This window comes from Isoptericola halotolerans (genome assembly GCF_003003075.1).
Lineage (GTDB): Bacteria > Actinomycetota > Actinomycetes > Actinomycetales > Cellulomonadaceae > Isoptericola > Isoptericola halotolerans_A.
In genome coordinates this window covers 1-22,494 of the sequence record NZ_PVTX01000009.1, presented here as the reverse complement: position 1 = coordinate 22,494, position 22,494 = coordinate 1, and the positions used below count along the sequence as shown (strand labels likewise).

15 protein-coding genes and 1 rRNA gene are annotated in these 22,494 nt (G+C 71.1%); 12 read left to right on the top strand and 4 right to left on the bottom strand.

Features of this window, described 5'->3' with window-relative positions; translation table 11 throughout:
- The first annotated feature begins 9 nt into the window (after positions 1-9).
- From BCL65_RS13190 to BCL65_RS13180, 3 genes are read left to right on the top strand one after another with little or no spacing between them, the layout of a single operon-like run.
- Positions 10-363, top strand: a complete 354-nt coding sequence (locus tag BCL65_RS13190; protein ID WP_106268779.1) for a DUF742 domain-containing protein — start codon at positions 10-12, stop codon at positions 361-363.
- Positions 344-952 (top strand): GTP-binding protein, encoded by a 609-nt coding sequence (locus tag BCL65_RS13185; RefSeq protein ID WP_106268777.1) that lies wholly within the window; start codon positions 344-346, stop codon positions 950-952. The genes BCL65_RS13190 and BCL65_RS13185 overlap by 20 nt, the downstream gene beginning before the upstream one ends.
- Complete coding sequence (locus tag BCL65_RS13180) at positions 949-2,178, top strand: cytochrome P450 (RefSeq protein WP_106268775.1); 1,230 nt, start codon at positions 949-951, stop codon at positions 2,176-2,178. Before BCL65_RS13185 ends, BCL65_RS13180 begins: the two co-directional genes overlap by 4 nt.
- 43 nt (positions 2,179-2,221) lie before the next feature.
- On the opposite strand, the gene BCL65_RS13175 is transcribed toward BCL65_RS13180, so the two are convergent.
- Positions 2,222-3,709 (bottom strand): flavin-containing monooxygenase, encoded by a 1,488-nt coding sequence (locus BCL65_RS13175; protein WP_106268773.1) that lies wholly within the window; start codon positions 3,707-3,709, stop codon positions 2,222-2,224.
- 146 nt (positions 3,710-3,855) lie between these two features.
- Here BCL65_RS13175 and ligA point away from each other — a divergent pair, with 146 nt between their 5' ends.
- Entirely contained in the window at positions 3,856-6,267 is a 2,412-nt protein-coding gene (gene ligA / locus BCL65_RS13170; RefSeq protein WP_106268771.1) for an NAD-dependent DNA ligase LigA, read from the top strand.
- A 21-nt stretch (positions 6,268-6,288) separates the two neighbouring features.
- Here ligA and BCL65_RS13165 read toward each other — a convergent pair whose 3' ends face one another.
- Entirely contained in the window at positions 6,289-6,960 is a 672-nt protein-coding gene (locus tag BCL65_RS13165) for a ThuA domain-containing protein (protein WP_106268769.1), read from the bottom strand.
- Entirely contained in the window at positions 6,957-8,153 is a 1,197-nt protein-coding gene (locus BCL65_RS13160) for an ROK family protein (protein ID WP_106268767.1), read from the bottom strand. Before BCL65_RS13160 ends, BCL65_RS13165 begins: the two co-directional genes overlap by 4 nt.
- A 128-nt stretch (positions 8,154-8,281) precedes the next feature.
- On the opposite strand from BCL65_RS13160, the gene BCL65_RS13155 reads away from it, so the two are divergent.
- The 7 genes from BCL65_RS13155 (at position 8,282) to BCL65_RS13125 (ending at position 21,217) form a co-directional block, all read left to right on the top strand.
- Complete coding sequence (locus BCL65_RS13155) at positions 8,282-9,802, top strand: sugar ABC transporter ATP-binding protein (RefSeq protein ID WP_207767728.1); 1,521 nt, start codon at positions 8,282-8,284, stop codon at positions 9,800-9,802.
- Positions 9,799-10,830 (top strand): ABC transporter permease, encoded by a 1,032-nt coding sequence (locus BCL65_RS13150; RefSeq protein WP_207767727.1) that lies wholly within the window; start codon positions 9,799-9,801, stop codon positions 10,828-10,830. The genes BCL65_RS13155 and BCL65_RS13150 overlap by 4 nt, the downstream gene beginning before the upstream one ends.
- Before the next feature lie 62 nt (positions 10,831-10,892).
- Complete coding sequence (locus BCL65_RS13145) at positions 10,893-11,960, top strand: substrate-binding domain-containing protein (RefSeq protein ID WP_106268764.1); 1,068 nt, start codon at positions 10,893-10,895, stop codon at positions 11,958-11,960.
- Between the two features lie 102 nt (positions 11,961-12,062).
- Complete coding sequence (locus tag BCL65_RS13140; protein ID WP_106268762.1) at positions 12,063-13,238, top strand: Gfo/Idh/MocA family protein; 1,176 nt, start codon at positions 12,063-12,065, stop codon at positions 13,236-13,238.
- 174 nt (positions 13,239-13,412) lie between these two features.
- Positions 13,413-19,301, top strand: coding sequence for a ThuA domain-containing protein (locus BCL65_RS13135; protein WP_243401044.1), 5,889 nt, complete (start codon positions 13,413-13,415; stop codon positions 19,299-19,301).
- A gap of 223 nt (positions 19,302-19,524) precedes the next feature.
- Positions 19,525-20,166: a hypothetical protein gene (locus BCL65_RS13130; protein ID WP_106268758.1), complete on the top strand. Its 642-nt coding sequence runs from the start codon at positions 19,525-19,527 to the stop codon at positions 20,164-20,166.
- Positions 20,167-20,218: 52 nt separating this feature from the next.
- Entirely contained in the window at positions 20,219-21,217 is a 999-nt protein-coding gene (locus BCL65_RS13125; RefSeq protein ID WP_106268756.1) for a sugar phosphate isomerase/epimerase family protein, read from the top strand.
- A 15-nt stretch (positions 21,218-21,232) separates the two neighbouring features.
- Here BCL65_RS13125 and BCL65_RS13120 read toward each other — a convergent pair whose 3' ends face one another.
- Positions 21,233-21,820, bottom strand: coding sequence for a GNAT family N-acetyltransferase (locus tag BCL65_RS13120; protein ID WP_106268754.1), 588 nt, complete (start codon positions 21,818-21,820; stop codon positions 21,233-21,235).
- A 531-nt stretch (positions 21,821-22,351) separates the two neighbouring features.
- On the opposite strand from BCL65_RS13120, the gene BCL65_RS13115 reads away from it, so the two are divergent.
- A 16S ribosomal RNA gene (locus BCL65_RS13115) occupies positions 22,352-22,494 on the top strand; the annotation flags it as partial.

Below are 22,494 nucleotides of genomic sequence, written 5' to 3'. Positions count from 1 at the left end.
GATGGCGGCATGCACTCGGACGGATACCGCGACCACCCGGTACGTTCCTACGTCCTGACCGGCGGACGGGCGCACCCGACCAGGAACACGCTGCGGCCGGAGACGCTGCTGCGTGCCGTCGACGACGGTCGCGAGCTGCCCGGGACGGCCGGCCGGCACGAACGCGCGCTCCTGCAGACCTGCCGCGGCACGCTCGCGCTCGCCGAGCTCGCCGCCTACCTGCACCTGCCGGTGAGCCTCGTGGCCGTGCTGGTCTCGGACCTCGTCGACGGCGGCTACCTCGCCGTCCTGTCCACCCCGGTGCACGACCTGCCCGACACGGACCTGCTCGAGGAGGTGCTCGATGGGCTCCGCGGCCTCTGAGCCCCGCACGGCACAGCACCTGGCGCCGACCGTCGACCGGTCGGTCAAGGTGCTGGTGGTCGGCGCGTTCGGCGTCGGCAAGACGACGCTCATCCGGGCGGTGAGCGAGATCCCCATGCTCAGCACGGAGGAGTCGATCACGACGGCGAGCGTGGGGGTCGACCCGCGGCGTGACGAGAAGCGGACGACGACGGTCGCGATGGACTTCGGCCGCGTCACCGTCGGCTCCGACACCGCCCTCTACCTGTTCGGCACGCCCGGTCAGCGCAGGTTCTGGGACCTCTGGTCGGGACTCGCGGACGGCGCGGTCGGCGCCCTGGTGATGGTCGACACGCGGGACCTGGCCCAGAGCTTCGAGGTCCTCGACCAGCTGGAGGAGCACACCCGGCTGCCGGTCGCGGTGGTCGTCAACGAGTTCCCCGACTCCCCGCGTCACGCGCTCGACGAGGTCCGGGCCGCGCTGGACCTGCCGAAGGGCACTCCTGTCGTCTCCGGTGACGTGCGTGGTCGCCCCCGGGCGGTCGAGGCGCTGACGACGCTGGTCGCCCACGCGCTGGAGCTCCGACGGGCCGAGGGCGTCGCCGCATGAGCCTCACCGCCGCCGGTCGCGTCGTGCGGCTCGAGGAGGTCGCCGACCGTCCGCTGCTCGCCGACCTGGCCGGGGCCCGTGATCCCCGGGCCGGCTACGCGGCGCTGCGCTCCCGGTGGGGCGCCGTCGCCCCGGTGGACCTGGAGCCCGGGGTGCCGGCATGGCTGGCCCTGGGCTACGACGAGGTCCGCACGGTGCTGCGCAACGAGGTGCTGTTCTCCCGTGACTCCCGCGCCTGGCGCTACGAGGCCGAGCGGCTGGTGGCCTGGAGGTCACCGTCGCGGGCGGTGCTGGCCCAGCGGGACAGCGTGCACGACCGCGACGGCGCCGAGCACCGCCGGCTGCGTGCTCCCGTCGCGGACGTCCTGGCGGGCGTCGACGAGAAGCGGCTCACGCGGACGGTCAGCGTCGCGTGCACCTCGGCGCTCGAACGCCTCGCCGCCCGCGGCGAGGCCGACCTGGTGGCCGACTACGCGGTCGACGTCCCGGTCCGGGTCCTGGCCGACCTGCTCGGGATGACGCTGGCCGACGCGCGCCGCATGCACGAGCTCACCGTGGAGCAGCGCTCGGGGACCGACGCCGCGTATCCGGCCGTCGCCGCGATGGAGAACCTGCTCGCGACGTTCGTGGCCGGCCGGCGGGCCGAGCCGGGCGACGACCTGACCTCGCAGCTGCTGGCCCACGACCAGCACGCCAACGACCTCGAGGTGATGGGCGCGGTCGGGCTGCTCTTCCGGACGGCCCACGACGCCGAGGTCGCCTGGATCGCCACCGCGATGCAGCGGATGCTCGCCGACCCCGGGTTCGGCGCGAAGGTGCACGGCGGAAGGCTCTCCCTCGACGACGCGCTCGACGAGATCGCCCGGGGCACGCCGCCGATCCCGCACCTGCTGCCGCGCTACGCGCTGACCGACAGCGAGCTCGGTGGGCAGCCGATCGCGGCGGGGGACGCCGTCGTCCCCGCCGTGGCGGCGGCCAACGCCGACGCCGCGGTGCAGTCCGCGGACCCGTGGGAGCAGGTCGACTCCCGCTTCCACCTGACGTGGGGCCTGGGTGCGCACGCCTGCCCGGCCCACCGCACCGCTCCGCTGATCACCCGGCTCGTGGTGGGCCACTTCGTGGGCAGGGTCGCCGACATCGAGCTGTCGGTCGAGCCCGGCGACATCGAGCTCGCGCGGTCGGCGTGGAGCCGTTACCCGCGCGAGCTCCCGGTCCGCTTCCGCTGAGGCGGCGGGACCGGCAGCTCGCGCCGGGTGGTGGCGCCTGCCGTCAGGCGCCGACGCGGGCGCGCAGCTTCCCTGCGACGCCGCGGTAGGCCTTCGGGTCGATGGGCACCAGCCACTGCGTCGCCCGTGCCGGGGCCGAGAGGTTGAGGTCCAGGTCGCCGAGCAGCTCGTCGACCTGGTGCATCGAGAACGGGATCACGTTGGTGCCCCGCGCGTGCTTGCCCTCGGTCCGCTTCTCCATCCAGTCCACCCGGTCCCGCACGTGCTCCCGCCGGACCTCGAGGGGCGGCAGCTCCAGCGCGCCGGCGAGGTAGCCCGCGGTCCACACGGCGCCGATCTCCGCGGAGAGCGGGCTGAAGAGCGACGAGTTGTAGCCGGCGAACGTCAGGTGGGGCACGTCGTGCGGCAGCATCTGGCGGTAGAGCTGGAAGTTGCCGCGAGCGTCCAGCAGCCGGTCGGTGACGTCCTGGTCGAGGAACGGGACCCGCTGGTGGAACCCGGTGCCGCACACCACGAGGTCGGCGCGGACCGTGCTGCCGTCGCTGAGGACCGCGACCGGGGCACCGTCGTCGTCCGTGGTGAACCGTTCGATCTCGGTGTCGCGGTGGACCACGACGGCGCCGTCGGCGACCTGGTCGTAGAGGGCGTCGGAGGCCAGCGAGACGGTCGACCGCGCGATGTCCTCGAACTCACCGCGCGGCACGAGCCCGAGCTCCTTGAGCCGGAGCTGCTTCGTGGTGACCGCGGCGACGGAGGCGAGCAACGACTTGCGCACGGTGTTGCCCGGCCCGTGGAGGAACTTCTCCACGCCGGTGAGCGACTGGTAGCGGAAGAGGGCCTCGCCCATCCGCGTGAGCAGCAGGTACTTCATGTTGACGGCGTGGCCGAGCTTCTTGGGGACCTTCCACAGCAGCTCGCGGGCCACGAGGTGGGTGCCGGCAGCGACGGGTCCGACCTCCGCGGCGACGTCGCACGCCGACTTGCCGTACCCGACGACGACGACGTGCTTGCCGCGCGCCTCCTCCACGGAGGGGAGCTGGCTCGCGGCCACGACCTTCCCGCCCGCGCGCATGAGTTCCGCGAGCCCGTCGAAGGCCGGGATGACGGGGTCGGAGAAGATGCCGTTCGCGACGATCAGGTGGTCGAACGGCTCCGGGTCGCCGACGGCCTCGCCGACGTGCCGTGAGGTGACCAGCCAGCCGTCCTCGGTGTCGGTGAGCTCGGCGCGCACCACCTCCGTGGACAGGCGCAACGCGTCCGAGAGGCCGTGCTTCTCGACGTACTGCTCGAGGTAGGCCTGGACCTGCTCGCCGCTGGGCCACTCCGGGTAGTGCTTCGGCATGGGCAGGTCGGAGAAGGAGTACGAGCCCTTGTTGTTCTGCGTGTAGAGACCGGTGTAGCGACGGGTCGCGCTCCAGACGCCCCCCACGTCGGGGGTCTTGTCGAACACGACGACCTGGTGGCCGAACTCGGTCAGGACCTTGGCGCTGGCCAGACCGGCGAATCCAGCGCCGACGACGGCGATCTTCATGGGCGTCCTTGCTTTCGGTCGGGCGGTGGTGATCGCAAGGATCGTAGCGGTCCGGACAGACCGGGCGATAGGCCCGAGACCGGGACCAATCGGTCAGGCCTGCCGGGAGCCCTGCTGCTGTCGGTGACCCACGGCAAGATGGGACCGTGACCGACACGACGGAGCCCACCGATCCCGCCGCGCTCGACGAGCCCGCTGCCCAGCGTCGCTGGGCCGAGCTGGCCACCCTCGTCGAGGAGGACCAGCGGGCCTACTACCAGCAGGACGCCCCGAAGGTCTCCGACGCCGAGTACGACGCCCGCATGCGTGAGCTCGAGGCGATCGAGGCCGCCCACCCGGCCTTGCGCAGTCCGGAGTCGCCGACGCAGCGGGTCGGTGGGCAGGCCGCGGCCGGGTTCGCCACCGTCGAGCACCTCGAGCGCATGCTGTCCCTGGACAACGTGTTCAGCATCGACGAGCTGCGCGCCTGGGACGCCCGGATCGCCCGTGACCTCGACGTCGAGGGCGGCGAGGTCGGCTACCTCTCCGAGGTCAAGATCGACGGCCTGGCGATCGCGCTGCTGTACGAGCGGGGCCGGCTGGTGCGAGCCGCGACGCGCGGCGACGGCCAGACGGGCGAGGACATCACGGCCAACGCGCTGCGGATCGCGGAGATCCCCCGCCGTCTCGCCGGCGACGACCACCCGGAGGTCGTCGAGGTACGCGGCGAGGTCTTCATCCCCGTCGCCGCCTTCGACCGGCTCAACGAGCTGCAGGAGCAGCTGCGCGAGCGGGCGGTGACCGAGGCGCGGGAACGAGCGGACAGCCGGGCGACGTCGTCCCGGGCGTTCGACGAGGAACGTGCCCGCGTCGCCGCGCTGCGCCGCTTCCCGCAGTTCGCGAACCCCCGCAACGCTGCCGCCGGCGGGCTGCGCCAGCTCCTGGACAAGAAGAGCGGGCTCGAGCGGGAGGCCGGCCTCGCCAGGGTCGAGTCGCTGCGGATCTACGCGCACGGCGTCGGCGCCCTGCAGTGGACGGAGGGCGAGCACGCGGAGCTGGCGAACCAGTCGGACGCGTACGCGCTGTTCGAGCAGTGGGGTATCCCGGTCTCGCCGCACAACCGCGTGGTGCAGGGGATCGAGGGCGTCGTGGACATGATCACCCACTTCGCGGAGCACCGGCACGACATCGAGCACCAGCTCGACGGCATCGTGGTCAAGGTCGACGCCCTGGCCGACCAGCGCCGGCTGGGCGCCACGAGCCGCGCGCCGCGGTGGGCCACCGCGTACAAGTATCCGCCCGAGGAGGTCAACACCCGCCTGGTCGCGATCCAGGTGGGCGTGGGCAGGACGGGCCGCGCCACGCCCTACGCCGTCATGGAACCGGTGACGGTGGCCGGGTCCACGGTGCGTCAGGCCACCCTGCACAACCAGGACGTGGTCAAGGCCAAGGGCGTGCGCATCGGCGACATGGTCGTGCTCCGCAAGGCCGGTGACGTGATCCCCGAGATCCTCGGCCCGGTGCCTGCCCTGGCCGACGACGGCTACCCGCGCGAGGACTTCGTCATGCCCGGCGAGTGCCCCGAGTGCGGCACCGCCCTGCGGGCGATGAAGGAGGGCGACGTCGACCTGCGGTGCCCGAACGCGGAGTCCTGCCCGGCTCAGGTGCGCGGACGCGTGGAGCACATCGGGTCCCGGGGCGGACTGGACGTCGAAGCGCTCGGCGAGGTCACGGCGGCGGCCCTCACCCAGCCGGACGTCCCGGCAGACCCGCCGCTGCGCACCGAGGCGGGGCTGTTCGACCTGACTCTTGAGCAGCTCCTGCCGATCGAGGTCGTCGTCCGGGACGCCGAGACGGGGCTGCCCAAGGTTGACGACGACGGGGAGGTTCGCCGTCGGACGCCGTTCCGCAAGAGGCTCAACCACTCCAGGGCCGCACGTCTGGCGGCCGAGGAGGCGGGGGAGGCGCTCCCGGACCACGAGCCGTCCAGCCAGGCGACCAAGCTCCTCGACGAGCTGGACCGCGCCCGGACGAAGGACCTGTGGCGCATCCTCGTCTCGCTCAACATCCGGCACGTCGGGCCGGTGGCGGCGCGGGCGCTCGCGGACTGGTTCGGCTCCCTGGACGCCATCCGTTCCGCCTCGCGCGAGGACCTGGCGGCGGTGGAGGGCGTGGGCCCCGTGATCGCCGACGAGCTGCTCGCGTGGTTCGAGGTCGACTGGCACCGCGAGATCGTGGAGGCGTGGGCCGCGGCGGGCGTCCGGTTCGCCATCCCCGACCACCCGGGACCCGCCGTGATGGCGGAGAAGGCCGCCGAGGGGCCGACGGGTCCGCTCGCCGGCCTGACCGTCGTCGTCACCGGCTCGCTCGAGGGCTACACCCGCGACGGGGCCAAGGAGGCGGTCATCGCCGCCGGGGGCAAGGCCGCGGGCTCCGTGTCGAAGAAGACGGACTACGTCGTGGTGGGGGAGAACGCGGGCTCCAAGGAGACCAAGGCACGTGACCTCGGGCTGCCGATCCTCGACGAGGACGCGTTCACGCGACTGCTGGAGGGCGGCCCGGAGGCGCTCGCCGAGTGACAGCCCGCCACCTCGGATGGCTCAGCGGTGGTCCCGGGCCGCCCAGAGGATGCCTCGTTCGATCATGGTGCGGATCTCGGGGATCTTGAGGTCTGCGACGGTGTGCCCGACGGCGCACGCGAACACCTTGCCGCGGCCCCAGTGGCGGGTCCAGACGACCGGGACGGTCACGGGCTCGCGCCACGGTGCTCCGTCGCGGACGGCGTGCGTGGTCGTCGCGAGCACGTCGCAGAGCGGGTCGGTCTGGAGCCAGTACTGCTCGGTGGTGAGCCGGATCGTGGGGCCGATGCCGGCGACGACGGGATGGTCCGCCCGGTCCGGGCGCACGACGACCTCGTGGTCGACCATGTCGTCCGGGTGCGCGACGAACTGTCCACCGACGATGTGCTGGTAGTCGGTGGCGCCACGGAACGCGTCGAGCAGCCCGCCGTGCCAGCCGGCGAGGCCCGTGCCGTTCTCCACGGCGAGGCGCAACCCGTGCATCTCGTCGGCGAGGATCTCGCCCATGGTCCAGCTCTGCACGATCAGGTCGACCTCGGACATCACCGACTCGTCGGCGTACACCTCGAGCGAGTCCTCGACGGTGACGTCGAACCCGGCGACGGCGAGCATGGGAAGGAACAGGTCGGTGGTGGCGACGGGGTCGTGGCCCTGCCAGCCTCCGCGGACGACGAGGGCCTGACGGTTGCTCAAGAGTCCTCCTTGACGGTGATGAGCGCGTCGATCGAGTGTGGTGCCAGGAAGCGGTCGGTGACCAGTGTGGCCGCACCGACGACGCCCGCCTGCGCACCTGCTCGCGACGTGACGATCCGCAGGTGCTGGGTGGCCAGGGGCAGCGAGCGCTGGTAGACGACCTCGCGGATGCCTGCCACGAGGTGCTCCCCGGCGCCGGCGAGGATGCCGCCGATGATGATGCGCGACGGGTTGAGCAGGCTCACCGAGGCGGCCAGCACGGTCCCGATGTCGCGGCCCGCCTGGCGCACGGCCTGGCCGGCCGCCACGTCCCCGGCGCGGACCAGGTCGACGATGTCCTGGGTGGTCCGGATGCGTGCGCCGGACTCCTGCAGCGCGCCCGCGATCGCCAGCCCGCCCGCGACGGCTTCGAGGCACCCGACATTGCCGCAGCGGCAGGGGATCTCGGCGGCGCCGGAGACCGCGACGTGCCCGAGGTCACCGGCAGCGCCCTGCGCCCCGCGGCGGAGCTCGCCGTCCATGACCACGCCCGCCCCGATGCCGGTGGCGACCTTGACGAAGAGGAGGTCCTGCTCGTCGGGGCACACGGTGCGGTGCTCGCCGAGCGCCATGACGTTGACGTCGTTGTCCACCACCACGGGGGCCCCGAGGAGCCGGTGCAGGATGCCGGGGACGTCGGTCCCGTCCCAGCCCGGCATGATCGGCGGGTTGACCGGTCGGCCGTCGGCGTGGTCGACGGGACCGGGCAGCCCGATGCCGATGCCGGCGAGCTCCTCGACCTTGCGGCCGGCCTGGGCCACGAGCGAGGCGCCCGTCTCGGCGACCCACGAGAGCACGGGTTCCGGGCCGTCGGCGATGGCGAGCGGTTCCTGCGTCGAGGCGAGAGGGTTGGCTGCGAGGTCGGTGATGGCGAGGCGCGCATGCGTGGCGCCGAGGTCCACGCCGAGCACGATGCGGTTCGAGGGGTCGAACGCGAAGGTCGACGGCGGCCGCCCGCCGGTGCTGGAGGCCTCGCCGGCGGGTGTGAGCAGACCCACGGCGGTCAGCGCCTCGATCCGCGCGGCGACGGTGGATCGGGACTGGCCGGTCTCGGAGACGAGCGAGGCCCGGGTGTGCGGCGTGCCGTCCCGGAACAGCTGGAACATCTCCCCCGCCCCGGTGGGACGTGGAGGAAACTTCTGCAGCCCTTCCATGAGCACAGTGAACCACGCCTTTCCGGCCTCGCGTTGTGTCGCTGGGTGTCTATCACGAGCGGGTAACGATCACAAAGTACCCGCACTTTTGCTTGACGGACAACATAAGTCCGTCTACGTTTCATCACATGGTCACAGAAGACCCCCCAGCACTGCTGCTGCAGATGCAAGGCATCGTGAAGACGTTCCCCGGAGCGCGCGCCCTCGACGGAGTGGACCTCGACGTCCGTCCCGGCGAGGTGCACTGCCTCCTCGGCCAGAACGGAGCGGGCAAGTCCACGCTGATCAAGGTCCTCGCCGGTGCCCACCAGCCGACCGAGGGCACGATCCTCATGGACGGCGAGAAGATCGAGATCCCCCACCCGGTGGCGGCGCTGGAGCACGGGGTCGCCACCATGTACCAGGAGCTCGACGTCGTCGACGGGCTCACCGTCGCGGAGAACATCTACCTCGGCCACGAGCTCGCCAACGTCGGCGTGACCCAGCGGCGTGAGGTCGCGAACCGGACGCGCCAGCTCATGGAGCGGCTCGGGCACCCGGAGATCTCGCCGCACCGCGAGGTCGGCACGCTGTCGGCGGCCGGCAAGCAGGTGGTCTCGATGGCTCGCGCCCTCTCGCGTGACGCCCGGGTGATCGTCATGGACGAGCCCTCGGCGGTGCTCGACTCCGGGGAGGTCGACAACCTCTTCCGCGTGGTCGAGGAGCTGGTCGCCCAGGGCATCGCGATCATCTACATCTCCCACCGTCTCGAGGAGATCCGCCGGATCGGCGACCGCATCACCGTCATCAAGGACGGCCGCACCGTCGGCCGCAACCTGGACGTGGCGTCGACCTCCACCGACGAGCTCATCCGGCTGATGACCGGCAAGGACGTCGAGTACTCCTTCCCGGAGCGTCCCGGGGTCCCCGCCGACGCCGCCGTCCGGCTGCAGGTCGAGGACCTCTCGCTGGCCGGTGTCTTCTCGGACGTGTCGCTGACCGTGCGCGCCGGTGAGATCGTCGGGCTCGCCGGGCTCGTCGGCTCCGGGCGCTCGGAGATCCTCGAGACCGTCTACGGCGCACGCCGGGCGACCGGGGGGACCGTCAGGCTCGACGGCCGGCGCCTCCACAACGGCTCCGTGCCCACGGCCGTCGGCGCGGGCATCGGCCTGGCTCCCGAGGAGCGCAAGAGCCAGGGCCTGGTGCTCGACGAGCCCGTCTACCGGAACATCACGCTGTCGTCGTTCGCCCGGACGGCGCGGGGCGGCTGGCTCGACGAGCGCGCCGAGAAGAAGGCCGCCCAGGAACAGGCGACGGCGCTCGACCTCCGCCCCGCAGACGTCGAGCGGTCCATCCGCACGCTCTCGGGCGGCAACCAGCAGAAGGCCATGCTCGCCCGCTGGCTCGTGCACGGCTGCGAGGTGCTGCTGCTCGACGAACCCACCCGTGGCGTCGACGTCGGTGCCCGGTCCGAGATCTATGCCCTCGTGCGCCGTCTCGCCGACGCCGGGACCGCCGTCGTCGTCGTCTCCAGCGAGATCCCCGAAGTCCTGGGCCTGGCCGACCGTGTCCTCGTGATCTCCGAGGGACAGGTCGTGCACTCCGGGCCCGCCGAGTCGATCGACGAGCACCAGGTGCTCGACATGGTCATGGAAGGAAGTGCCGCGTGAGCGAGCAGCAGACGTCGCCGAACCCGGCGGTGGACAGCCCCAAGACAACGGCAGGACGGCGTCGCGGGTTCAGTGCCCTGTCCGGCGGCACGGCCCGCAACCTCGGGCTGGTCGCCGCCCTCCTCCTGCTGTGCCTGGTCGGGTTCCTCACCGGCGGCGAGCGGTTCGCCAGCCTGTCGAACCTGATGATCGTGCTGAGCCTCGCCTCGGTGATCGGTGTCATGGCCGTCGGGATGACCTTCGTCATCACGACGGGCGGCATCGACCTGTCGGTCGGCTCCGTGCTCGGCCTGACGACCGTGTGGGCCACGACCCTGGCCACCCAGAACCTGGCCGACCAGTACGGCTGGATCGTCATGGTGACCTGTGCGCTCCTGGTCGGCCTCGCCGCCGGGCTCGTCAACGGCGTCATCATCGCCTACGGGAACGTGGTCGCATTCATCGCGACCCTGGCGATGCTCGTCGCGGCGCGTGGCCTCGCCGAGCTCATCGCGAACCGCCGCACGCAGCTCGTCCAGTCGTCGTCGTTCGAGGGGACGTTCGAGGGCAACCTCCTGGGCGTGCCGAAGATCGTGTGGATCTTCGTCTTCGTCGTGGTCGCCGGCTGGTTCCTGCTCACCCGCACCACGTTCGGCCGTCGCACGGTCGCCGTGGGCGGCAACCCGGAGGCGGCACGCCTGGCTGGCATCAAGGTCAAGCGGCACCTGATGTACGTCTACGGGCTCTCCGGCCTCACGGTGGGCATCGCCGGCGTCATGATGCTCGCTCGCACCGGCGCCGGTTCGTCCACCAACGGGCTGCTCTACGAGCTCGACGTGATCGCCGCGGTCGTCGTGGGTGGCACGCTGCTCGCCGGCGGACGCGGCACCATCGTCGGCACCGTCATCGGCGTGCTCATCTTCGCGACACTCTCGAACGTCTTCATCATCAACAACCTCGACAGCTCGGTGCAGCAGATCGCCAAGGGCGCGATCATCGTCGGCGCCGTGCTGCTCCAGCAGCGGATCTCGGCACCGAGATCCACCTGACACACCAGCCGTCCCACCAGAATCCAGACCCTGCACGACCGGACCGAATCGAGGAAGATCCTATGTCCGCACGGATGAAGAACCGTCGCCGTATGCTCGCCGTCCCCGCAGCTCTCGCCGCCTCGGCGCTGCTGCTGACCGGCTGCGTCAGCAACGAGCCGGCCGAGGAGGAGACCGAGTCCGACTCCATGAGCGAGGAGGGCGCGGCTCCGGCCTCCGACAACGACGCACCGGGCGAGGAGGTCGTCATCGGCTTCTCCGCCCCGGCGGCCGACCACGGCTGGATGGGCGCGATCACCTCGGCCGCGGAGGCCGAGGCCGAGAACTACGAGGACGTCGAGCTCCGTGTCGCGGAGGGCACCAACGACGTCAACGTGCAGATCAGCCAGATCGAGGGCTTCATCGCCGACGGCGTGGACGCCATCGTGCTCCTGCCGTTCGACGGCGCCGCGCTCACGGACGTCGCCATCCAGGCCATGGAGGCCGGTATCCCGGTCATCAACGTCGACCGCGAGTTCTCCGACCCGTTCGCCGCCCGCACGACCGTGCTGGGCGACAACTACGGCATGGGCGTCTCTGCCGGCCAGTACATCTGCGAGCAGCTCGGCGACCAGCCGGACGCCGTCGTGGCCGAGATCCAGGGCATCGCGTCGCTGCCGCTCACCCAGGACCGCAGCCAGGGCTTCGAGGACGCGCTCGGCGAGTGCGGGCTGGACGTCGACAACCAGGTGTCGGCCGACTTCACCGTGCAGAGCGGTGAGTCGGTGACGGCGAGCCTGCTGCAGGCGGCGCCCGAGATCGACGCCATCTGGAACCACGACGACGACCAGGGCGTCGGCGTGCTCCAGGCGATCGAGAACGCCGGCCGTGACGAGTTCTTCCTCGTCGGCGGGGCGGGCTCGGCCAACATGATGCGGGAGATCCAGAGCGGCGACTCCGTCGTCCAGGCCACCGTCATCTACCCGTCGACGCAGGCGGCGGACGGCATCAAGCTCGCCCGCCTGGTCGCGCACGAGGCCAGCATGAGCGACCTCGCGTCGTCGAACGTGCCGCGCACCGTCCAGCTCTACGCGCCCGTCGTGACGACGGACAACGTCGACCAGTACCTGTCCAGCGCGTTCGAGTCCTGACCGACGCGACCTGACCCGGCGGCGGGGCCCTGTCCCCGCCGCCGCGGCCCTGCCTGCCCCGAGCGGGCGGTGGCCGTGCCACACCACGGAAGGACCACTCACATGGGTGACGCAGATCGCGCACGTCTCGGCGTCGGGATGGTCGGCTACTCGTTCATGGGCGCCGCGCACTCCCAGGCCTGGCGCACCGCCCCCCGATTCTTCGACCTGCCGCTGCGCACGGAGATGACCGCCGTCGTCGGCCGCGACCCCGAGCGGGTCGCCGAGGCTGCGGCACGCCTCGGCTGGGACTCGACCGAGACGGACTGGCACCGCCTGCTGGAGCGCGACGACGTCGACCTCGTCGACATCTGCACGCCGGGGGACACGCACGCCGAGATCGCGATCGCGGCGCTCGACGCCGGCAAGCACGTGCTCTGCGAGAAGCCCCTCGCGAACACGGTCGCCGAGGCCGAGGAGATGGTGGCCGCGGCCGACCGCGCCGCTGCCCGTGGCGTCCGCGCGATGGTCGGCTTCACCTACCGACGCGTGCCGGCGATCCAGCTCGCGCGGCAGCTCGTCGCCGACGGCCGGATCGGGCAGGTGCGTCACGTGCGGGCCCAGTACCTGCAGGACTGGCTCTCGGACCCCGCGACACCGCTGTCGTGGCGGATGGACAAGAAGAAGGCCGGCTCGGGCGCCCTCGGTGACATCGGCGCCCACATCGTCGACCTGACGCAGTTCATCACCGGCGAGCAGATCACCGGGGTCACCGGAGTGCTCGAGACCTTCGTGACCGAGCGGCCGGTGGCCACCGAGTTCGCCGGGCTGTCCGGCACCGGGGGCGACGAGACCGGCCCCGTGAGCGTCGACGACGCCGCCTGCTTCCTCGCGACGATGTCCGGCGGAGGGCTCGGTGTCTTCGAGGCGACGCGGTACGCGCAGGGACGGAAGAACGCCATCCGCCTCGAGATCAACGGCTCCCGGGGCTCCCTGGCCTTCGACTTCGAGGACATGAACGTCCTGCACTTCTACGACGCCGACGAGTCGGGGGCGACCGCGGGCTTCCGCAGGATCGTCGTCACCGAGTCCGACCACCACGCCTACGTCGCCGCCTGGTGGCCCCCCGGGCACGGGCTCGGCTACGAGCACGCGTTCACGCACCAGGTCGTCGACCTCGTCTCGGCGATCGCGGCGGGCGACGACCCGGCGCCGTCGTTCGCCGACGGGCTGGGCGTCCAGCGGGTGCTGGACGCCGTCGAGCGCAGTGCCGAGAAGGGCATCTGGCTCGACGTCTGACCTCCTGCACGGACCGAGGAAGGAGGCACGCCCCAGGCAGCACCAGCATCGACCGGTTCCACCACGTCCGGGCCGACGTGAGCGGGTACCGCGGAGCGCTCTTCTCAGCAGCACCACTGATCCAGACCGAAGGAGTTCCTGGTGAGTACAGTGCTCAGCGCACGTTCGCGAGCCGTGAGACGAGGTGTCGGGGCCGCCGTGTCGGCCGCCGTCGTCCTGCCGCTCTCGTGGGCCGGCGCCGCCGGCGCCCAAGCCGCCGAGGCCGACGAACCGCCGCCCGTCGAGGCGGCGGTCGAGGCCGCGGCCGAGGAGTTCGACCTCCTCGTCTTCTCCAAGACGGCGGGCTTCCGCCACGGATCGATCCCGGCCGGCATCGCGGCCATCCAACAGCTCGGCACCGACAACGGTTTCTCGGTCACGGCGACCGAGGACGCCGGGGCGTTCACGTCGGAGAACCTCGAGCAGTACGAGGCCGTGCTGTTCCTGTCGACGACGGGTGACGTCCTCGACGCCGACCAGCAGGCCGCGTTCGAGGCGTACATCCAGGGTGGCGGCGGCTACGCCGGTGTCCACGCCGCCTCCGACACGGAGTACGACTGGCCCTGGTACGGCGAGCTGGTCGGCGCCTACTTCAACAGCCACCCGCAGAACCAGGACGCCACGATCAAGGTGGAGGACCACGTCCACGAGTCGACCGCGCACCTGCCCGCGCGCTGGGACCGGTTCGACGAGTGGTACAACTTCCGCGAGAACCCGCGGGACGAGGTCCACGTGCTGGCGAGCCTCGACGAGTCGAGCTACTCGCCCGGCTCGGGCGCGATGGGCGCCGAGCACCCGATCGCGTGGTGCCAGGCCTACGACGGCGGCCGGTCCTGGTACACCGGCGGTGGCCACACCGACGCGTCGTACGCCGAGCCGGAGTTCCTCCAGCACCTGCTGGGCGGTATCCAGACGGCGGCCGGCGTCGTGGACTCGGACTGTGCGGCGACGCAGAGCGAGAGCTTCGAGGCGGTGCCGCTGGACGACGACACGTCGAACCCCATGATGCTCGAGGTGGCGCCGGACGGCACCGTGTTCTACGTCGAGCGGGACGGCCGGGTCCGTGTCATCGACCCGGACACCAACGTCACGACGACGGCGGCGACGCTGGACGTCACGCAGTCGAACGAGGACGGCCTGACGGGCATCGTGCTCGACCCGGACTTCGCCACCAACGGCTGGGTGTACCTGTTCTGGTCGCCGACCGACGTCGGTGACGACGGTCCGCACAACCGGGTCTCCCGCTTCACCTACGCCGACGGCTCGATCGACCTGTCCACCGAGCAGAAGGTGCTGGTGATCCCGACCCAGCGGCAGACCTGCTGCCACGCGGGCGGCGACATGGTCTTCGACGCCGAGGGCCACCTGTACATCGCGACCGGGGACAACACCAACCCGTTCGAGTCGGCGGGCTACGCGCCCATCGACGAGCGGTCCGGTCGCGAGAACTACGACTCGCAGCGCACGTCGGCGAACTCGAACGACCTGCGGGGCAAGATCCTGCGGATCACCCCCCAGGAGGACGGCTCCTACACCGTGCCGGACGGCAACATGTTCGCACCCGGCACGGCGGACACCCTGCCCGAGATCTACGCGATGGGCTTCCGCAACCCGTTCCGGATCGGGCTCGACCCGACGTCGGGGAACGTGCACGTCGCGGACTACGGTCCCGACGCGGGCAGCGCCAGCGCCACGAGGGGCCCGGCGGGCACCGTCGAGTGGAACGTGGTGAGCGAGCCGGGCTTCTACGGCTGGCCGTACTGCACGGGCTCGAACAACGCCTACGTCGACTACGACTTCGCCACCGGCCAGTCCGGCGAGGCGTTCGACTGCGCCGGCGGCGTCGTCAACGACTCCCCGCACAACACCGGCATCGAGCAGCTCCCCGGGGCCCTCGAGGCGGAGGTCTGGTACGGGTACTCCACCAACCCGCTGTTCCCCGAGATCGGCGGCGGCGGTGCCCCCATGGGCGGGCCGGTCTACGAGTACGACGCCGAGCTCGACTCCGACGTCAAGTGGCCGGAGTACTGGGACGGCAAGGCCCTGTTCGGCGAGTGGAACCAGGGACGCATGTACTCGTTCCAGCTCGCCGGCGAGGACCGCGACGACCTGGTCGACATCAACCGCGTGCTCCCGCAGATCTTCGACCCGAGCGCAGGCTTCGACCGGCCGATGGACTTCGAGTTCGGTCCGGACGGCGCCCTGTACATGGTCGACTGGGGCTCCGGCTTCGGCGGAAACAACGACTCGTCGGGCATCTTCAAGGTCAACTACGTCCAGGGCGACCCGGCGCCGATCGCGCGTGCTTCCGCCGACGTGACGAGCGGTCCGTCCCCGCTGACGGTGCAGTTCTCCTCGGAGGGCTCACGGCACCCGGACGGTGACCCGATCACCCTGCAGTGGACGTTCGGCGACGGTTCGGAGCCGAGCACCGAGGCGAACCCGACGCACACGTACACCGAGGAGGGCTCGTACACCGCCCAGCTCACGGTGACCGACGACAACGGCCAGACCGGCGTCGCGAACGTCACGATCGTGGTGGGCAACGAGGCCCCGACCGTGTCGATCACGTTCCCGGAGAACGGCGGCTTCTTCGAGTGGGGCGACCAGGTCGCCTACGAGATCGCCGTCGACGACCCGGACGGTGAGGTCGACTGCGCCGACGTGCGGCTGTTCACCTCGCTCGGCCACGACTCGCACGCCCACCCGTTCGACGAGCTGACCGGCTGCGAGGGCGTCATCCAGACGGCCCGCGACGAGGGCCACGGCATCGAGTCGAACATCTTCTGGGTGATCGAGGCGACGTACTCCGACGACGGCGGCTCCGCGGGCGTCCCGCTCACGGGCAACGACCTGCAGGTGCTGCAGCCCAAGCTCGTCCAGGCGGAGTTCTTCACGTCGACGGGCCGGCTCGACGGCTCCACGAGCCCCGGCGACGCCGGGGTCCAGCGGGAGGACACGGGGGACACCGCCGGCGGTGGCCAGAACATCGGCTACATCGAGCCCGACGACTGGTGGGCCTACGACCCGATCAGCATGGGCAACGTCGAGGGGCTCTCCCTGCGGGTCGCGTCCCCCGACGGCGGCGAGGTCTCGCTGCGCTGGGACGCCCCGGACGGTCCGGAGATCGGGCGCCTGTCGATCCCGTCGACCGGTGACTGGCAGGCCTACGAGGACGTCGCGGCGACGCTGACCGACGTACCGACCGGGTCGGGCACGCTGTACTTCGTGCTCGAGTCCGGCGGCATCAACGTCAACTGGTTCGAGATCGACGGCCGTGGCGTGACCGCCAACGAGCGCCCCGAGCTCGATCTCGAGGTGTCACCGCTGGAGGGCGTGGCGCCGCTGACCGTGACCGCCACGGCCACGGCCACCGATCCGGACGGCGACGACGGCGAGCTCGTGCACGCGTGGGACCTCGGTCTCGGCGACGGGTTCACCGACGGCGACCCGACGCTGGAGCACACGTACACCGAGCCCGGCACGTATCGCCTCCAGGCGAGAGTGACGGACGGCGGCGGTGCCTACGTCCAGGAGTACGTGACGATCACCGTGACCCAGGAGGCCACCGAGCCGGTGCTCTGCTTCCAGGGTCGGTCGGACGACTTCCTCGGCGAGGAGCTCGACACGGACCGCTGGACGGTGCTCGACCGGAACCAGGACCTGCAGGTCGCCGACGGGACGCTGACCATCCCGGCGACGGTCACGGACTTCTACGGCACGAACAACGTGACGGTGCCGAACGTCGTCCTGCAGGACCTCCCGGACGGTCCGTTCACCGCGACGGCGAAGGTGACGATCCCGGCTCACGCGCAGTACCAGCAGGCCGGCCTCGTCATCTACGACGACGCGGACAACTACGCCAAGATGGTGCTGCAGGGCCGTTCGGCGCCTGCCGACCCGGCCACGCGCATCTTCCAGTTCATCCGTGAGGAGGGCGGGGCGCCGAACGAGGTCGGCGAGTCCAACACGGCGGCACTCGGCGCGGCGTACCCGGACACGGTGTACGTGCGCTTCACCAGCACCGACGGTTCGGACCTGCGGGCCTCGTACTCGGCGGACGGCGTGGAGTTCACGCAGATGCCGCAGACGAAGTCGCTCGACGGCCTGGCCGACCCGCAGATCGGTCTCGTGTCCCTCGCGGGCACGGGGTCGGCGGCGCCGGTGGTGGACGCCGAGTTCGACTGGTTCCACCTGACGCCGGACGACTCGGTCTCGACCGTGCCGGACGACGAGTTCGACGGGTCGGAGCTGGACACCTGCCGGTGGGACCGGATCGTCCGCGAGGACGAGTCGGGCTACCGGGTGGCCGATGGGTCGCTGGAGATCGACACCACGGCGACCGACATCTACACCGGCAACAACACCGCGGTGCCGAACATCGTCCTCCAGGACCAGCCGGAGGGTGACTGGACGGTGGAGACCAAGGTCGACGCCTCCGAGTTCACGGAGCAGTACCAGCAGGGCGGTCTGATCCTCTACGGGGACGACGACAACTACGTCAAGCTGGACTACGTCGCGGACAACACCGCGGGCAGCGCGCTCTCCGCACGTCTGGAGCTCCGCTCGGAGGTGGACGCCACGGTCGTGGACCCGCAGCCGAACGTCTCCGACCTCGCGGACGGCGTCTGGCACCTGCGCCTGACCAAGGAGGGCACGACCTTCACGGGGTCGTACTCGACCGACGGTGAGACGTGGCAGACGATCGCGGAACCCGTCGAGCACGCGGGTCTCGCCGATGCCGGCATCGGGCTGTACGCGCTGGGTGCGTCGCAGACCACGTCGGCGACGGCGTCCTTCGACTACTTCCGGGTGGTCGGGGACGACGTGGAGCCGCTCGCGGTGGTCGGTTCGCTCGACCCGGCCGAGCCGGATCGTGCCGACGGCACCTACACGGGACCGGTGACGGTCACCGTGGAGACCACGGGTGGTCCCGACGGCGCGACGGTCTACCGCGAGGTGAACGTCGACGGCGCCGGCTGGGCCGAGTACACGGCTCCGGTCGAGGTGTCCGAGCCGGGTGACCACACGGTCGAGGTGCGCGCTTCCGCCGGTGGTGAGGACGTCGTGGGCGAGACCCTGACGTTCACCATCGCGGCACCGGACGCGACGCCGGTGACTCCGGCCGTCGAGGTCGTCCAGGCCTCGTGCACGTGGGGCGCCGACGGCAGCCACGAGATCACCGGTGGCGCCGTGGTCACGACCGAGGTGGAGGGCGTGCGGTACGTCGTGCGGCCCGTCACCGAGGACGGTGCCGGCCCGGTCGTGGACGACCTGGCCGACCTCGACCCGGGCACGTACCGGGTGGCCGCGCGTCCTGGCGACGGCTTCGTCATCGAGCCGGGCGACGGCTGGAGGGTGAACGCGAACGGCTTCGGCGTCCTGCGGTTCACCATCGACGAGCCGGAGTGCCCGGACCCGGTCCCGGCGACGCCGGCCGTGTCGCTCACGCAGCCCAGCTGCGAGGTCGACGCCGACGGTGAGAACGTCCGCACCGGTGGCTCGCTCACCGGCGTGGAGGTCGACGGTGTCAAGGGCTACGTGGTGCACAACTGGGTGGACGGCGACCTGAACGACGGCAAGCCGTCGGACCTCGGGGACCTGGCACCCGGCCAGTACCACGTCATCGCGACGCCGGAACCCGGCTACGTGCTCGACGTCGAGGGTGACTGGGAGCTGAGCCCGTCGGGCAAGGCCACCCTGGTCGTCACGATGGAGAGCTACGGCTGCGACCGCGTCCCTGCCGTGGAGCTGGTGCAGGCGACCTGCACCGACGGCACCACCGTGCCGGCCTCGCTGACGCCGCTCGACGTCGTCGGGGTCAAGGGGTACGTGGTGCACAACTGGGTCGACGGCAAGGCCAAGGGCAAGCCGAAGGACCTGTCGGCGCTGGACGCGGGCAGCTACCGCGTCATCGCGAGCCCGGAGGCGCGTACCGACCTCGAGGTCGAGGGTGACTGGGAGCTGAGCCCGTCGGGCAAGGCCAAGGTGATCCTCACCGTGGGGGAGGTGGACTGCCTCTGATCCGGTCGCGGGGGGCCGCCGGTGTGCGGCCCCCCGCCACGATCGCCGCTGGGCGGGACGCCGGACGTCCGTACGGCGCGGTCCCGGCCCGGGGACGGTGCCGGCGGCCGGTGGCCACCCAGCGGTACGCCGGCCTCGAGCCGGCAGACCCTCGGCACAGGACGGTGCGCTCCGCTCCTGTGCCGAGGGGCCTCGGTGTCACGAACTCGAAGGAGCACGGCAGATGATCACCCAGCACGTGGTGCAGCACCGGCGAGGCCGGCGGACGACGGCGACGCTCGCCGTGCTCGCGGCACTCGTCCTCTCCGTCGTGGCATGGGTGGCCGCCGTGCCGCAGGCCGCGGCTCACGGCGGTGAGCTGAAGATCGACGTCGGGACCGACGGTGCCGGTGGCGTCGACGCCGTCGTCGTCTGGGCGGCGGACGGGCATCCTGTCGAGGAGACGGTCGACGTCACCATCAAGGCCGTCTCCGACACGGGGGAGGAGGTCGGGCCGGTGCAGCTGACGTCGGCCTCGGAGGGGGTGGGCTGGTACCGGTCCGAGCCCGGCCTGCTGGGTGAGGGGCACTGGACGCTCACCGTGCGGGCGACGGAGCCCTCGAAGCACAAGTCGAAGACAGAGCTCGACGTCGTCGCGCCGCCGACGCCGACTGCCGAGCCCTCTGCCGAGCCCGCCGGGGACGAGAGCGGAGAGCCGGCCGGTGGCGACGAGGCCGGCACGGAACCTGCCGCCGACTCGGCCGACGCCACCGACACCGCGAGCACGGCCCCTGCCGGGCCGGCGCCCTGGGTCTGGATCGTCCTGGGGCTCGCCGCCGTGGGCGTCGCTGCGTTGATCCTGGTCCGGCGACGACGCTCCGCCTGACCGCTGTCACGAACTCGTCTCCGGCCGGAGGCGACCGAAGGAAGGAACCGACATGACCCGACCGATCTCTCTCTTCACCGGCCAGTGGGCCGACCTGCCGCTCGAGGAGGTCGCCGGTCTGGCTGCGGGCTGGGGCTACGACGGCCTCGAGCTGTGCTGCTGGGGCGACCACATGGACGTGACGCGGTGGGACGACGCCGAGTACGTCCAGGGACGCCTGGATCTCATGGAGCGGCACGGTCTGCGCATCGTCGCGATCTCGAACCACCTCACGGGCCAGGCGGTGTGCGACGACCCCATCGATCGACGCCACGAGGAGATCCTGCCGCCGCACGTCTGGGGCGACGGAGACCCCGAGGGGGTCCGGCAGCGGGCCGCAGAGGCGATGAAGGACACGGCGCGCATGGCCGCCAAGCTCGGCGTGAAGACGGTCGTCGGGTTCTCGGGCTCGTCGATCTGGAAGACCGTGGCGATGTTCCCGCCGGTGCCGGCCGACATGGTGGAGGCGGGCTACCAGGACTTCGCGGACCGGTGGAACCCGATCCTCGACGTCTTCGAGGAGGTCGGGGTCCGGTTCGCCCTCGAGGTGCACCCCAGCGAGATCGCCTACGACTACTGGACGGCGAAGCGCACGCTCGAGGCGATCGGCCACCGGGAGTCGTTCGGCCTGAACTGGGACCCCAGCCACATGGTGTGGCAGGACATCGACCCGGTGGCGTTCCTCTGGGACTTCGCCGACCGGATCTACCACGTGCACTGCAAGGACACGAAGAAGCGTCTGAACGGCCGCAACGGCCGGCTCTCGTCCCACCTCGCGTGGGCGGACCCGCGCCGTGGATGGGACTTCATCTCCACGGGGCACGGCGACGTCCCCTGGGAGGACGCCTTCCGCATGCTCAACGCGATCGGCTACGACGGCCCGCTCTCCGTGGAGTGGGAGGACGCCGGCATGGACCGGCTGGTCGGGGCGTCCGAGGCGGTGCAGTTCGTGCGCCGGTACGCGTTCGACGCGCCCGACGCGGCGTTCGACGCGGCCTTCTCGTCGCAGTGACGTTCTGCTCGTGAGCTACTCGGCGGGGGCCTGCAGCATGACCACGTCGTCGTGCTGCACCCCGCCGACGTCGTAGGTGCGCCGCCCGATCACCGTGAACCCGTGCCGGCGGTAGAACGACTGGGCCCGCGCGTTCTGACCGTTGGTGCCGAGCCAGAACGGTCGGCCGGGAGCCAGACGCTGCGCCTCGGAGGTCGCGGTCGTGAGCATCCGACCGGCGGTGCCGTGGCCGAGGTGGTCGGGATGCACGTAGATCTTGGACAGCTCCACGTACGGCCCCGGCCCGACGGCGGAGCGCAGGGCCGCGAGCTCGTCGGGCCCGGCGGGCTCGCCCACGGCGAGCAGCGTGTAGCCCACGAGGCTCACGGGGCTCACGGGGCTCCCGGAGTCGTCGCCGCTCTCGGCGACCAGCAGCACGTGCTCGGCAGAGCCGCTCCACGCCGCGAAGTGCGCGGGCGTCAGGTGCGCCCCGACGTGGGCCGCCATCGTGGCCACCGGGGTCCCTTCGGGGCACGCGAGAGGAAACGTCAGAGCGGCGAGCCAGGCGATCTCGGCCGCCTCCTGAGGACGGGCTGTGCGTACGACGACGGGTTCTGCAGTCACGACCTCGAACCTAGCGCGGCCCGGCGGTCACCGCGTGGCCGGACGCCGGCTCCCTGACCTGCGTCGACGCGTCCGAGCGGGGTGTGCCGGGCATCACCGTCCTGCGAAGTTGGCGTCAGGCGGCAGGACGTGTAATGTTCTCGAAGTCAGCCCGACAGGGAACGGACACCGCGAGGTGGCCGCCGGGGTTGAAACTCTCACTGAAGGTCTCGGGTAGCTTCGTGCGCTCCGAACCAGCATCGAGGGGTCTTGCCGCGGGAAGCGGCTGGGTGCGGATCGCCACGGCGGTTTGACCAGGCCGGAAGATCGGGTAAGGTTGAAGGGTTGCCCCGGACGGGGTCGGGACGGTGTTCCGGTCGTGGATGGTGTGCGTCGGTTGTTTGAGAACTCAACAGTGTGCTTGATAGTCAATGCCAAATTTTGAACCTTTTTGGTTCCTTTGGACTGGATTGAACAGCTAGTCTGTTTGGTCTGGCCAGTATCGATAGGCGACTGGTGGCTCCTTCGGGGGTCGTTGGTTGTTTTCTCTCTTTTACGGAGAGTTTGATCCTGGCTCAGGACGAACGCTGGCGGCGTGCTTAACACATGCAAGTCGAACGGTGAAGCCCAGCTTGCTGGGTGGATCAGTGGCGAACGGGTGAGTAACACGTGAGCAACCTGCCCTCCACTTCGGG